This window comes from Catenulispora sp. EB89, from assembly GCF_041261445.1.
Taxonomy (GTDB): domain Bacteria; phylum Actinomycetota; class Actinomycetes; order Streptomycetales; family Catenulisporaceae; genus Catenulispora.
In genome coordinates this window covers 119,499-131,259 of the sequence record NZ_JBGCCU010000017.1, presented here as the reverse complement: position 1 = coordinate 131,259, position 11,761 = coordinate 119,499, and the positions used below count along the sequence as shown (strand labels likewise).

13 protein-coding genes are annotated in these 11,761 nt (G+C 72.3%); 5 read left to right on the top strand and 8 right to left on the bottom strand.

Annotated features, from left to right (window positions below):
* The first annotated feature begins 92 nt into the window (after window positions 1-92).
* Window positions 93-1,106, top strand: a complete 1,014-nt coding sequence (locus tag ABH920_RS31380; protein WP_370352809.1) for a beta-ketoacyl-ACP synthase III — start codon at window positions 93-95, stop codon at window positions 1,104-1,106.
* A 109-nt stretch (window positions 1,107-1,215) separates the two neighbouring features.
* On the opposite strand, the gene ABH920_RS31375 is transcribed toward ABH920_RS31380, so the two are convergent.
* The 3 genes from ABH920_RS31375 to ABH920_RS31365 form a co-directional block, all read right to left on the bottom strand.
* Window positions 1,216-1,839: an FMN reductase gene (locus ABH920_RS31375; protein ID WP_370352919.1), complete on the bottom strand. Its 624-nt coding sequence runs from the start codon at window positions 1,837-1,839 to the stop codon at window positions 1,216-1,218.
* Between the two features lie 464 nt (window positions 1,840-2,303).
* Window positions 2,304-3,455, bottom strand: coding sequence for an LLM class flavin-dependent oxidoreductase (locus tag ABH920_RS31370; RefSeq protein WP_370352918.1), 1,152 nt, complete (start codon window positions 3,453-3,455; stop codon window positions 2,304-2,306).
* Window positions 3,456-3,550: 95 nt separating this feature from the next.
* On the bottom strand, window positions 3,551-4,621 hold the full coding sequence (locus tag ABH920_RS31365) for an FUSC family protein (protein ID WP_370352808.1): 1,071 nt from the start codon (window positions 4,619-4,621) through the stop codon (window positions 3,551-3,553).
* 101 nt (window positions 4,622-4,722) lie between these two features.
* Here ABH920_RS31365 and ABH920_RS31360 point away from each other — a divergent pair, with 101 nt between their 5' ends.
* Genes ABH920_RS31360 through ABH920_RS31350 form a run of 3 tightly spaced genes read left to right on the top strand, consistent with a single transcriptional unit; the run spans window position 4,723 to window position 6,432 of the window.
* Window positions 4,723-5,085, top strand: a complete 363-nt coding sequence (locus ABH920_RS31360; protein ID WP_370352807.1) for an L-rhamnose mutarotase — start codon at window positions 4,723-4,725, stop codon at window positions 5,083-5,085.
* A 6-nt stretch (window positions 5,086-5,091) separates the two neighbouring features.
* Window positions 5,092-5,931: an amidohydrolase gene (locus ABH920_RS31355; RefSeq protein WP_370352806.1), complete on the top strand. Its 840-nt coding sequence runs from the start codon at window positions 5,092-5,094 to the stop codon at window positions 5,929-5,931.
* 36 nt (window positions 5,932-5,967) lie between these two features.
* A complete protein-coding gene (locus tag ABH920_RS31350; RefSeq protein ID WP_370352805.1) occupies window positions 5,968-6,432 on the top strand; it encodes a hypothetical protein in 465 nt (154 codons plus the stop codon).
* Between the two features lie 84 nt (window positions 6,433-6,516).
* Here ABH920_RS31350 and ABH920_RS31345 read toward each other — a convergent pair whose 3' ends face one another.
* Window positions 6,517-7,341 carry a TrmH family RNA methyltransferase gene (locus ABH920_RS31345; RefSeq protein ID WP_370352804.1) on the bottom strand — a complete coding sequence of 275 codons (825 nt, stop codon included), beginning with the start codon at window positions 7,339-7,341 and terminating at the stop codon, window positions 6,517-6,519.
* Window positions 7,342-7,364: 23 nt separating this feature from the next.
* Here ABH920_RS31345 and ABH920_RS31340 point away from each other — a divergent pair, with 23 nt between their 5' ends.
* A complete protein-coding gene (locus ABH920_RS31340; protein WP_370352917.1) occupies window positions 7,365-8,216 on the top strand; it encodes a class I SAM-dependent methyltransferase in 852 nt (283 codons plus the stop codon).
* A gap of 111 nt (window positions 8,217-8,327) precedes the next feature.
* Here the strand turns inward: ABH920_RS31340 and ABH920_RS31335 are convergent, their stop codons facing one another.
* The 4 genes from ABH920_RS31335 to ABH920_RS31320 all read right to left on the bottom strand — a co-directional run bounded on the left by ABH920_RS31335 (window position 8,328) and on the right by ABH920_RS31320 (window position 11,562).
* Entirely contained in the window at window positions 8,328-9,152 is an 825-nt protein-coding gene (locus ABH920_RS31335; protein WP_370352916.1) for an NAD(P)-dependent oxidoreductase, read from the bottom strand.
* 138 nt (window positions 9,153-9,290) lie between these two features.
* Window positions 9,291-10,061 (bottom strand): hypothetical protein, encoded by a 771-nt coding sequence (locus ABH920_RS31330; protein ID WP_370352803.1) that lies wholly within the window; start codon window positions 10,059-10,061, stop codon window positions 9,291-9,293.
* Window positions 10,058-11,176, bottom strand: a complete 1,119-nt coding sequence (locus ABH920_RS31325; RefSeq protein ID WP_370352802.1) for a globin domain-containing protein — start codon at window positions 11,174-11,176, stop codon at window positions 10,058-10,060. Before ABH920_RS31325 ends, ABH920_RS31330 begins: the two co-directional genes overlap by 4 nt.
* 2 nt (window positions 11,177-11,178) lie before the next feature.
* Window positions 11,179-11,562 carry a group 1 truncated hemoglobin gene (locus ABH920_RS31320; protein ID WP_370352801.1) on the bottom strand — a complete coding sequence of 128 codons (384 nt, stop codon included), beginning with the start codon at window positions 11,560-11,562 and terminating at the stop codon, window positions 11,179-11,181.
* Window positions 11,563-11,761: the final 199 nt, after the last annotated feature.

Below are 11,761 nucleotides of genomic sequence, written 5' to 3'. Positions count from 1 at the left end.
CCTGGCGGAGACAAGCCCGAGATGCACCTTACGGGTGAATTGTGCGCGAAAGTCCTATGTGAGTCCGGTCCGGGCCCGTGACAATCGAGCGTGTGAACACACGCGCGGCAGTCGTCCAGGGAGTGGGCGGGTGCGTACCGCCCCGCTCCGTCGACAACAACGAACTGAGCTCACGGCTGGACACCACGGACGAGTGGATCCGGGAGCGGCTGGGCATCGCCCGGCGCCACGTCGCCGACGGGATCTCCACGGTCGACCTGGCCGTCGAGGCCGGCGCCCGGGCCCTGGAGATGGCCGGGGGCGGGTTCGGGGCGCTGGACGTGGTGCTGCTGGCGACCACGACCCCGGACCGATTATGCCCGGCGTCGGCGCCGGAGGTGGCCTCGCGGCTGGGGTACACGGGGATCGCGGCGTTCGACGTCAACGCGGTGTGCGCGGGGTTCGTGCACGCCCTGGCCACGGGGAACGCGCTGATCCGGGGGCACATGGCGGACCGGGTGCTGGTGATCGGCGCGGACGTGTTCACCACCCTGGTCGATCCCGGGGACCGGCTCACCGCCTCGATCTTCGGTGACGGTGCCGGGGCCCTGGTGCTGCGGGCCGGCTCGCCGGACGAGCCGGGTGCGGTGCGGGCCTTCGACCTGGGCAGCGACGGTTCGGCGGTGGCCGCGGTGGAGGTGCCCGGCGGCGGGGCCCGGGACCGGTTGGGGATGCCGCTGGCGAATCAGCGGCCGTATCTGGTGATGGACGGGCCGGTGGTCTTCCAGCGCGCGGTCCGCGAGATGACGGCGTCCTCGAAGCGGGTGCTGGACAAGGCGGGGTGGGACGTGGGGTCGGTGCGGCGGTTCGTCCCGCACCAGGCGAACATCCGCATCATCCACGGCGTGGCGGGGAAGCTGGGGATTGACGCGGAGCGCGTGGTGGCGAACATCGAGGACGTGGGGAACACGGTCGCGGCGTCGATCCCGCTGGCGCTGGCCGACGCGCACGACACCGGCCTGCTGGCCGCCGGGGACCGGGTGCTGATGACCTCGATCGGGGCCGGGCTGGCCTGGGGGTCGGCGGTGCTCACCTGGCCGGAGCTGCACGGGAAGGCCCGGCTGTGAGCTTTCTGCCGTACCTCGCCGATCCCGCCGGACCGACTCAGGGCCCGACTCAGGGCCCGACTCAGGGCCCGACTCAGGGCCCGACTCAGAGCTCGACTCAGAGCTCGACTCAGAGCCCGGACCTGAGCGCGGCCATCCGCTGCTCGAAGGGCACGACGTCCTCGAACTCGTCACGGCGCCGCCGGGCGGCCGCCGGGGCGCCGGCCATCAGGTCGGCCAGTTCGCTCCCCGAGCGCTCGATGCGCTCGAACAGCGCGCCCTCCCCGGCCGAGGCCCAGTCCTCGGAGGCGGCGAAGACCGCGGTCGGGACGATGAACGCGCGCAGGTAGGCGAACATCGGGCGCAACGCGTGGTCCAGCGCCAGCGAGTGCCGCGCGGTGCCGCCGGTCGCGGCTATCAGGGTCGGCTTGCCGGTGAGCGCGTCCTTGTCCAGGACGTCGAAGAACGACTTGAACAGGCCGCTGTAGCTGGCGGTGTAGATCGGGCTGACGGCGATCAGGCCGTCTGCGCCCTCCACGGCGTCCAGCGCGGCGCGCAGCTTCGCGCCCGGGAAGCCGGCCACCATCGCGCCGGCGATGTCCAGCGCGAGGTCGCGCAGCTCCAGGACCTCGACGAGCACCTGGCGCCCGCGCTCGCCGAGCCGCGCGCGGGCCGCGTCGGCGAGCCGGTCGGCCAGGATGCGCGCGGTCGAGGGCTGGCCCAGGCCGGCGGTGACGGCGACCAGGCGCAGCACGTCGCCGGCCGGGGCGGGCCGCGGCGGGCCCGGGTGGGCCAGCGCCGGGAGCAGGGCGCTGCTGCTGGTGGGGTCCGCGGGGCGGGTGGCCGGCGGAGCGGAGAAGCTGTGGCGGGCGGCGGGGGCGTAGGAGGGGGCGTCGGAGAAGGCCTGAGCGTCGCCGAAACCGGGGTCGGCGTAGGCGACGCCGTTGGTGCCGTTCGTGCCGTCGGTGTCGGTGAACCCGCTGCCGTTGGCGTATCCGGGTTCTGCGAAGCTCGGAGCCGCGAAGCCCTCGCCGTGCGCCGGGCCGTAGGCCGGCACCATCGGCGGCCGCGGCCCGAAGCTGCCCGGCACCGCGCCGAAGTCGTGCCCGTTCAGCGGCCCGGCCGGCAGCGCGCCCGGCGTCCCGCCGAACCAGGCGCTGCCGCCCGAGGGCGCGAAGTCCTCGTCGCCGAACCCGTTGTTCGCCGCCTCGTAAGCACTCACGGTGCGATGGCCTCCTTCGTGTCGAACAAAGCCGACCGCTCATCATCCCGCGTCTCGGCCGTCCCCGTGGTGCCTCCGGCGCTCCGGGCCACCAGACCCGCGTGGGTCGGGGCGTCCGGGACCTCGGCCGGCCGGCCGATCGCGAACTCCTTGCGCAGCACCGGAACCACCTTCTCGCCCAGCAGGTCGATCTGCTCCAGCACCGTCTTCAGCGGCAGGCCGGCGTGGTCCAGCAGGAACAGCTGGCGCTGGTAGTCGCCGACGTAGTCGCGGAAGGACAGCGTGCGCTCGATCACCTGCTCCGGCGTGCCCACGGTGAGCGGGGTCTCCCTCATGAACTCCTCCAGCGACGGACCGTGGCCGTACACCGGGGCGTTGTCGAAGTACGGACGGAACTCGCGCACCGCGTCCTGCGAGTTCTCGCGCATGAACACCTGGCCGCCCAAACCGACGATCGCCTGCTGCTCTGTGCCGTGCCCGTAGTGTGCGAAGCGCCGACGGTACAGCGCGACCATGCGCTGCGTGTGTTCCTTCGGCCAGAAGATGTTGTTGTGGAAGAAACCGTCCCCATAGTACGCGGCCTGCTCGGCGATCTCGGGGGAGCGGATGGAGCCGTGCCAGACGAAGGGCGCGACGCCGTCCAGCGGCCGGGGCGTGGCGGTGAAGCCCTGCAGCGGCGTGCGGAAGCGGCCGGACCAGTCGACGACGTCCTGGCTCCACAGCTGCCGCAGCAGCGCGTAGTTCTCCAGCGCCAGGTCGATGCCGTCGCGGATGTCCTTGCCGAACCACGGGTAGACCGGGCCGGTGTTGCCGCGGCCCAGGATCAGGTCCACGCGGCCCTCGGCGAGGTGCTGGAGCATCGCGTAGTCCTCGGCGATCTTCACCGGGTCGTTGGTGGTGATCAGCGTGGTCGCGGTGCTCAGCAGCAGCTTGGAGGTGCGCCCGGCGATCCAGCCGAGCAGCGTGGTCGGCGAGGAGGGGACGAACGGCGGGTTGTGGTGCTCACCGGTGGCGAACACGTCCAGGCCGGCCTGCTCGGCGTGCTCCGCGATGGCGGCCATGGCCTTGATGCGCTCGTGCTCGGTCGGCGCGCGGCCCGTCGTGGGGTCGGGCGTCACGTCTCCGACGGTGAAGACGCCGAACTGCATCTGGCTCACTGGTTCCTCCTGTAGTTGAAGGTTCAACAGTCCCTTCAACCGGATATGCGGAAATCGTATTCCCCGGAGTTAGGTTCCCCTATCCTTCAGCGCTGTCTGCTTGACCACATCCGCCACGGCAGGTAGCCCACGCAGAGCCCGATCGCGCAGCCGATCAGCGTGTCCAGCACGCGTTCCCGCAGCACGGCCCAGGAGATGTCGTGGCCGAGCTCGTTCAGCATCGTGATCAGCGGGGTCATCACGGCCGCGTAGGCGGTGTAGTTGGCCAGCTTCAGATACGGCCGCACCGCCCCGATGACGCCGATCAGCGCCACGATGCCCCAGGTCGGCAGTACGCCGATGAGCCCGCCGCCGACCAGCACCCCGATCGTCGTGCCGAGCCCGCGCTCCAGGGCGCGCATCGGGGCCGCGGCCTCGTCGCGCAGGACGACCAGCGAGACGGTCAGCGCGATCCAGTAGGTGTGCGCGCCGGGCCGGAACTGGGAGACCACTTCGGCCACGGCCATCGCCGTGCCCAGGCGGACCGCGTACTGCCAGCCGTGCCACGTCCGCAGTCCCGTCCGCCACTTCTCCACGCTGCGTTTGAACGGCCACTCCGGCCCCGGCGGCCCCTCCAACTCCCTGCGCCAAAGGGGTGAGAGCAGACGGCCGAGGGCGTGTGTGCCGAGGGTGAGGGCCGCGGCGGCCGCCATGCCCAGCGCGACGTAGAGCAGGATGTGCCCGGGCGACTCAGGGCCCGTGCCCAGATGCGCGCCGATGACGGTGAACACGGTCGCGTTCGCGGCGATCCGCGCTTCGAGCGTCCCGATGCCGCCGACCAGCGCCGCGCCGACGGCCACCGCCACGATCCAGACGCTGGCCAGGCTCCCGTGCCGGCCGACCAGTGCGCCGAGCCAGACCACCAGCGCGCCGACCGCCGCCGTGGCGCCGAGGTCGACGCACCGGGCCCGCCAGCCGCCCTCGTGTCCGGCGGCGCTGACCAACAGCGCGCCCATGACCGCGGTCAGGCCGTCGGCGAGGTGGCCGGTGGCCGCGCCGACAGTCACCGGCAGCGCCAGCGCGACGCCGGACAGGGCCAGGCGCGTGGCGTCCACCTCGATGCGCTGGAAGCGGACGAGGCGCGCGGCGTGGTCCTTGACGGCGGTCGGGTCCTTCACCTGAGCCATTGGACGTGTTCGTTTCCCCGGGCGCAAACAGGCACTAGACTCGGCGGCCGTTCCGGGAAAGATCCGATGAATCTCGATGAAGACGAATCTCGATGAATGAGGGGGTCCAGGTGCGGGTCGCCATCCACACCCGGCTGAAGCCCGAGGGCGTCACAGGGTACGAACAAGCCCACGACGACATCCCGCCGGAGATCCCGGAGCTGCTGCGGGCCGGCGGCTGCAGCTCGTGGACGATCTGGCGCAACGGCGTGGACCTGTTCCACCTCGTCGAATGCGAGGACTGGGAAGGGCTTCAGGCCTTCATGGCGGACAAGGCCGAGGATCACGCGTGGCAGGCGCGCGTCGGGGTGTTCCGGGACTTCTCGCTGGCCGGCGGGGACGAACCGCTGCCGGTGATCTTCGAACTGCCGGACCCGGCGGACCGGCCGGACCGGCCCGAACCCTCGGAGGCCTGACTCAGCATGCGGATCGTCGACGCGCACCACCACCTGTGGGATCTGACCGTCCGGGACCAGGCGTGGACCGCGGACCTGCCCGCGCTGCGCCGCAGCTTCCTGCTGTCCGACCTGGAGCCGCTGGCCGCGGCCGCCGGGGTCTCGGCGACCGTCCTGGTGCAGACCATCCACGCGGTCGACGAGACGCCGGAGATGCTGGCGCTCGCCGAGACGTCGGATCTCGTCGCCGGGGTGGTGGGCTGGACCGACGTCACCGTGCCGAACTTCGGCGAGCGGCTCAGCGAGCTGCTGTCCGGGACCGGCGGCCGCCGGCTGGTCGGCATCCGGCACCAGGTGCAGGAGCTGCCGGACGGCGGGTGGCTGACCGAGGCCGACACGCTCAGGGGTCTGCGACAGCTGGCCTCGGCCGGGCTGGCCTTCGACCTCATCGTGCGCGCGGACCAGCTCCCGGACTGCGTCGCGGTCGCGCAGGCCGTGCCGGACCTGCGGTTCGTCCTGGACCACCTGGGCAAGCCGCGGATCGCCGCCGGCGAGCGGGAGCCGTGGGCCTCGGACATCAGGGCCCTGGCAGAGCTGCCGAACGTGACGTGCAAGCTGTCCGGCATGGTCACCGAGGCCGACGTGGAGCGCTGGACGATCGCGGACCTGCGGCCGTACTCGGACCTGGTGCTGGAGGCCTTCGGGCCGGACCGCGTGATGTTCGGCAGCGACTGGCCGGTGAGCACGCTGGGCGCCGGTTACCCACAGGTTGTGGAAACGACGATGCAGCTGACCTCGGAGCTGTCGGAGGCGGAGCGGGAGGCGGTGTTCGGCGGCACCGCCACCAGGGTCTACGGGCTGGGCTAGAACGGTCTGGACGCCCCGCGCCGGTAGCCTGGCCGCGTGACCGAACGCTGGGAGACGATCGAGGCGGTCGACGCCGCGCGTGCCGCGATGGAAGCACGCCTCGGCTGGGAGCAGCCGGCGGCGTGGGGCCTGCTCACGCCGGACGGCGCCGTGGTGCGCGCGAACGTGCGCGGCGGCTACCTCCCGGGCGTGGCGGTGGCGATGGTGGTCGGGCATCGGAGCGGGAGCAGGTCGTATCCGCTGACGGCCGAGGCGATCGCGGCGGCCATCGCCATGGTCGAACCGGCTGAGGCGTGCACCGACATCCCGCACCCGAACATCGCGGTGTTGCGGTTGCTCAGCGGCGGGGATGCGGTCGTGGCCTACGTTTCCGAGGCGGGCTTCGTGGAGGATGTCGAGGGCATCGGGCACGTCGAGGAGGTTGAGGACCGGTACGTCGCCGCGCTGCTTGCCGAAATCCGCCGCGGCTTCCCCACCAGCCGATCTTCTACTCGGTCCTGAACGAGTAGTCCGCCTCGACGATCGCGCGCGATGGGAACGTCGCGGCCTCCGAGCTCGAAGCCTTCGACGACGCGATCGGCGTAACTACTTCGCCGCCCGCCGCTGCCGCGCCGCTTCGTACAGAACCACCGTGGCGGCGTTGGCCGCGTTCAGTGAACTCGCCGTTCCGCGCATGGGGATGCTCAGCACGCGGTCGCACGCCTCGCGCCAGCCGCTGCTCATGCCGACGGTCTCGTTGCCGACCACGATCAGGGTCGGTGCGCAGAAGTCGTAGTCCTCGATGTCGGTGTCGCCTTCCTCGTCGGTGCCGACGACGGTCACGCCGGTTCCGCGCAGCCAGTCCAGCACGTCGCGGTGCGACTCCGCGCGCACCGTCGGCAGGCCGAACAGGGAGCCGGTGCTGGCGCGCACGGTGCGCGGGTCGTAGACGTCGGCGGCGTGGCCGGTGACGATGACGCCGCCGGCGCCGAAGGCGTCCGCGGAGCGGATCAGGGTGCCGAGGTTGCCGGGCTGGGTGGGGCGGTCGAAGGCGACGCCGAGGAAGTCGGCGGTGATCGGGACGCGGGTCAGGTCGTCCGGGGGCATGGCCACCACGGCCAGCAGTTCCGGGGCCGCCTCCTGGTCCTTCTCGCCGAGTTCGGCGAGCATGTCGGCGGGGAGCGCGATCACCTCGGCGTCGGCGGTGGCGTCGGTGGCCGCGATGAACTCCTCGGCCCAGCGGGACAGCCGGCGGTCGTCGTCGACCAGCAGCTCCTCGATGCGCCAGCCCTGTTCGGCGGCCAGGGTGAGGGGGCGGACGCCCTGCACGAGGAAGCGGCCCGCGCGCTGGCGCTTCTGGCGGTTCGTGAGCAGGGTTTGCCATTGCTGGAACCTGGCGTTGCGGGAAGCCACCCGTTGGTGTGCGCGCATCCCGCTAGGCTACCGGCGTGTCCATGCCCGAAGATCCCTCGACCTCCGCGACACCATCCCCGACCTTCGACGAGGCCGAGCGCGTGCTCTGGGCCGACTCCGGCGCCGGCTACGAAGCCGTCTACGCCTCCATGTGCGCGAACACGATCCCCGCTCTGCTCGACGGCGCCGCGGTGGCCGCCGGCAGCGCCCTGCTGGACGTCGGCACCGGGACCGGTACCGTCGCCCGGGCCGCCGTCGCCCGCGGCGCGGCGGTGACCGCCGTCGACGCCGAGCCCTCGATGCTCGACCTGGCGCGCGGGAAGGCGCCGGAGGCGGAGTTCGTGCTGGCGATCGTGCCGGACCTGCCGTTCGAGCCGGCGACGTTCGACGCCGTGGTCGGCAACTTCGTGCTCGACCACTTCGGGCGGCCGAAGGTCGCGATGCGGGCGCTGCGGACCATCGCCAAGCCCGGCGGGCGCGTGGCGTTCACGTTGTGGCCCGCGGAGCGCTCGGCCGGGCGGAGCGTCTTCTCCCGCGCCGGAGCGGAGACCCAGGGCTGGATCCCGCGGCAGATGCCGCCGCTGGTCCTCGCCGACGACTACCCGCGGACCGAGGAAGGGCTCGCCGGGCTGTTCCGCGAGGTGGGTCTGGAGGACGTCACGACCAGCGTCATCGACTGGGACCAGCAGACGACGGCAGAGGAGTGGTGGATCTCGGTGGGGTCCGGCGTCGGGCCGTCCGGCCGGACCTACCAGGCGCAGACCCCTGAGGTCCGCGCCGCGTTCCGCGAGAACTACCTGAGGATCGCCGCCGAGATGACCGACGGGGACGGCGTCATGCGGCTGCCGTATCGGGCGTTGCTCGCGGTCGGGACCGTGGCCGAAGACAAGTGAGCACAAGGAAACACGGCGCACCCTGAGCGCACGGAGCCGGGCCGCTGTTTCGGGGCGGCTCGGTTCCGTGCTCGGAGTCCGTTCGTGGTCCGTGCTCGTAGCCGGATCGGATCAGCGCTTCTCGTTGAGCGCCCGCACCGCCTCGCCGAGGTCGGCGTTCTGATCCGGCGCGGACTCCAGCGCCCGCCGCGCGGCGGTCATCACCGGCAGGTCCAGCAGCTCGCCGGCCAGCCGCAGGTCCTTCGCGGCCATCTCGGCGGAGAAGTCGACGCCGGTGGCGAAGGCGCGGGCCACCAGCCCGCCCAGCGGACTGGCCTCCAGCACCGCGTGCGGGTCCGGCACCCCCAGCCGCTCGGCCAGCGCCAGCGCCTCGCCGACCACCGTCACCCCGGCGACGATCCCGCTGATCAGCACCAGCTTGCGCGCCGCGCCGCTGCCCGGCCCGCCGCATTCGGTGACGCTGCCGAACACCTTCAGCAGCTCGGCCGTCCGGGCCAGGTCCTCCGGCGTGCCGCCGGCCAGCACCGCCAGCGTGCCGGCCGCGGCCCGGTCCACGCTGCCCATCACCGGGGCGTCGACCATGCCGACCGAGTCCGGGATCAGATCCCTGACCAGGGCGGTGCTCTCCGGTCCGGCCGTGGACATCTCGACCAGCACCGCGTCCGGCCGCAGCGTGCCGGCGAAGGACGCGACCACCGTGGCCACCGCCTCCGGATCGGCCAGCATCGTCACCACGAACTCCGCGCCGGCCACCGCCTCGGCCGGATCGGCGGCGGCGCGCGCACCGAGCGCGACCAGCGGCTCGGCCCGGGCGGCGGTCCGGTTCCACACCGCCACGTCGTATCCGGCGCGGACCAGCCGCGCCGCCATCGGGGCGCCCATGGCCCCGAGCCCCAGGAAGGCAACCCTTGTCGTCATGACTCCCAGCCTAGGCAGGGCTCGGGGATCGTGCCTGGTCGTGCGATGCCCAGTGTCGGAGGCACCTGGCAGCGCGGAGCGTGGTTCGGACCCGCGCTGACCCGCGCTGACCCGACCCGCACCGACCCGGCTCGCACCGACCCGAGCTGCCCGGTGTCAGACGGCGCCCGGCAGCGCGGAGCCGTAGTACGGACCGCCGACGCCCGCCATGCCGGGCATGCCGGCCTGCGGGGCGGTCCCCGCGCCCTGCGGCGGGTTCCGGTTCAGCGCGTCGAAGGCCTGGTGGATGTTCTTGATCATGCCGTGCACTTCCTCGCGGGCCTTCTCCAGCGCGCCCTCGACCTGCACGCCGAAGGCCACACCGAACGCCTTGAGGAATTCCAGCTGCTGCTCCAGCGACTTCAGGCTGGAGGACAGCTGCTCGCTGCGCCGCTGGAACGCCGACTCCGCGGCGAGCAGTCCCTGCCGGTGTCCCTCGTTCACCGTGACCGCGTACTGGTTGCGGGCGTACTCCGTGACGTTGCGGACGTACTCCTCGGCGGCCCGGATCTGCTCTTCGGCCTGGCGCTGCGCCATCGCGATCGCGTTCACCGCGGCCGCGGTCACCCGCTGCTCCGGGGCGAAGGCCGAGGGGGCCGCCGGTGCCGCCGCGGCGCCGCCGTTGGCCGGGTCGCTGCCGGCGTAGGAGGTGCGCAGCTGGTTGGTCAGCTCGTCGTTGCGCTGCCGCAGCTCGGACTCGATCTGGGCGGCGGCCTGCAGTTCGGCGAGCACCCGCCGCTTGAAGCGGAGCACACCCTCCTCGTCGTAGCCGCGGTGCGTCAGGCCGGCCCGGGCGAACTCCCAGGCGTCGATCTGCTCGGCGCTGAGCCGTTCCGGACGCCGGGCTCCGGTGCCGCCGGGCGTGCCGTCGTACTCGCTGAAGCTCACGGCTGACTCTCCTCCAGGTGGATGGCCCCCGGGATCACTCCCGCTTCCTTCAAGCGGGCCGCGGCGTGCTCGCACATGCCGGCCGAACCGACGATGAAGACCTCGTGCCCCGGCCAGTTGCCGTAGGCCGCCGCGGCCTCCCCGACCAGGCCGTGCCGGCCCTCCCAGGCGTGGTCGTCGGAGACCACGGGGATCACGGTGAGCCAGGCGTGGCGCGCGGTGAGCTGTTCCAGGCGGGGCAGGTCGTACAGGTCGCTGGCGATGCGGGCGCCGTAGAAGAGGGTGACCCGGCGCCCGTGGTCGGGCGTGCGGGCCAGGTCCTCGACGATCGCGCGCAGCGGTGCCAGCCCGGTGCTGCCGGCGATCATCAGCAGGTCGGTGCCCGGGGCGGTGGAGGCCAGGGTGAGCTGGTGGCCCACCGGCGGGCCCAGGCGCAGCCGGTCGCCGACGCCCATGACGTTGACCAGCTGCCACGACACCGTCCCGATCAGCTTGATGTGCAGTTCGATCAGGCCGTCCTGGCGCGGCGGGTTGGCCGGGGTGTAGAAGCGCCAGCGCGCCGGGGCCATCGCCGTCTCCAGCGTCATGGACTGCCCGGCGACGTAGGGGTACGGCAGGCGGGTGGCGATGGTGACCCGCGCGATGTCGCGCCGGCCGCCCAGGATCTCGTGCGCCACCACCTCGGCCTCCCACCACGGCGGGGTGCTCTCGGCGGCCTCCGCGGCGGCGTCGGTCATCACCTTGGCGACGATGCCGTAGGCCTCGGTCCAGGACTCGGCGACCGCCGGCGTCCAGTCCGGGCCCAGGAACTGCTCCAGGGTGGCCAGCAGGCTGGCCCCGACCGCCGGGTAGTGGCCGGGCTCCACCGCGAACTTGCGGTGGTCCCGGCCCAGGCCCTGCAGGAACGGCACGGCCGCGTCGAGGTTGTCGACGTTGGCCACGACGGCTCCGAGGGCGGCGACCAAGCGGTCGCGCTGTGCCGCCATCGAGGGCGGGAACATCGAGCGCACCTCGGGATGGCTGAGGAACAGGTGGCCGTAGAAGAACAACGGCACCTGCTCCCCGTGCTGGGCGACCTTCGCCCAGGAGGTGCGCAGGAGGTGCGGATCCACCACGGCTACACGGCCACCACGAAGGGCTGCACGGTCGCCAGCGCCCCGGCTATCGTCTCGACGATGTCGGCCGGGACGTCGAACTCCTTCAGCGTGTCCATCAGCACCTGGCCGGTCAGCGAGTAGTCGGACTCCGAGACGCCCAGGTCGGAGTGCGCCTCGGTGAGGTACTCGGCCAGGTCGATGTCGGTGCGCGCACCGGGGCCGCCGAGCACGACCTTCAGGACCTCCGCCAGGTGCGGCTTGATGTCGTCCACCGCGACGTTCTCGAAGAAGCCGGCGAGCTGCGGCTCCTCCAGCACGCCCTCGTAGAAGCGGTCCAGGACGGCCTTGACGGCCGCCTCCCCGCCGACACGCTCCCACTGGGACTGGATCTGGCTGTCGCTCATGCTGCGGATCCTTCCGATGCCTGCAAAGTCAGGGGGTGGTGCTGCTCGGAAAACTCGCGAAGCATAGCAGGCATTTATCAAAGGACTCGAACATTCGTATTTGATCAGTCTGTGACCTTGGAGCGCCCGGAATCAACGGTCCGCGGGCGTGTGAGCGCGCTGCGACGACCGGCCTCCGCCGCTGCATACGGGCATCATG

Bases quoted from the DNA above. Each gene is read 5' to 3' on its own strand.
- ABH920_RS31370 (WP_370352918.1), bottom strand. From the start codon at position 3,455: ATGCAGTTCGGCGTCTTCACCGTCGGAGACGTGACGCCCGACCCCACG.
- ABH920_RS31360 (WP_370352807.1), top strand. From the start codon at position 4,723: ATGAATGAGGGGGTCCAGGTGCGGGTCGCCATCCACACCCGGCTGAAG.
- ABH920_RS31355 (WP_370352806.1), top strand. From the start codon at position 5,092: ATGCGGATCGTCGACGCGCACCACCACCTGTGGGATCTGACCGTCCGG.
- ABH920_RS31345 (WP_370352804.1), bottom strand. From the start codon at position 7,341: ATGCGCGCACACCAACGGGTGGCTTCCCGCAACGCCAGGTTCCAGCAA.
- ABH920_RS31340 (WP_370352917.1), top strand. From the start codon at position 7,365: ATGCCCGAAGATCCCTCGACCTCCGCGACACCATCCCCGACCTTCGAC.
- ABH920_RS31320 (WP_370352801.1), bottom strand. From the start codon at position 11,562: ATGAGCGACAGCCAGATCCAGTCCCAGTGGGAGCGTGTCGGCGGGGAG.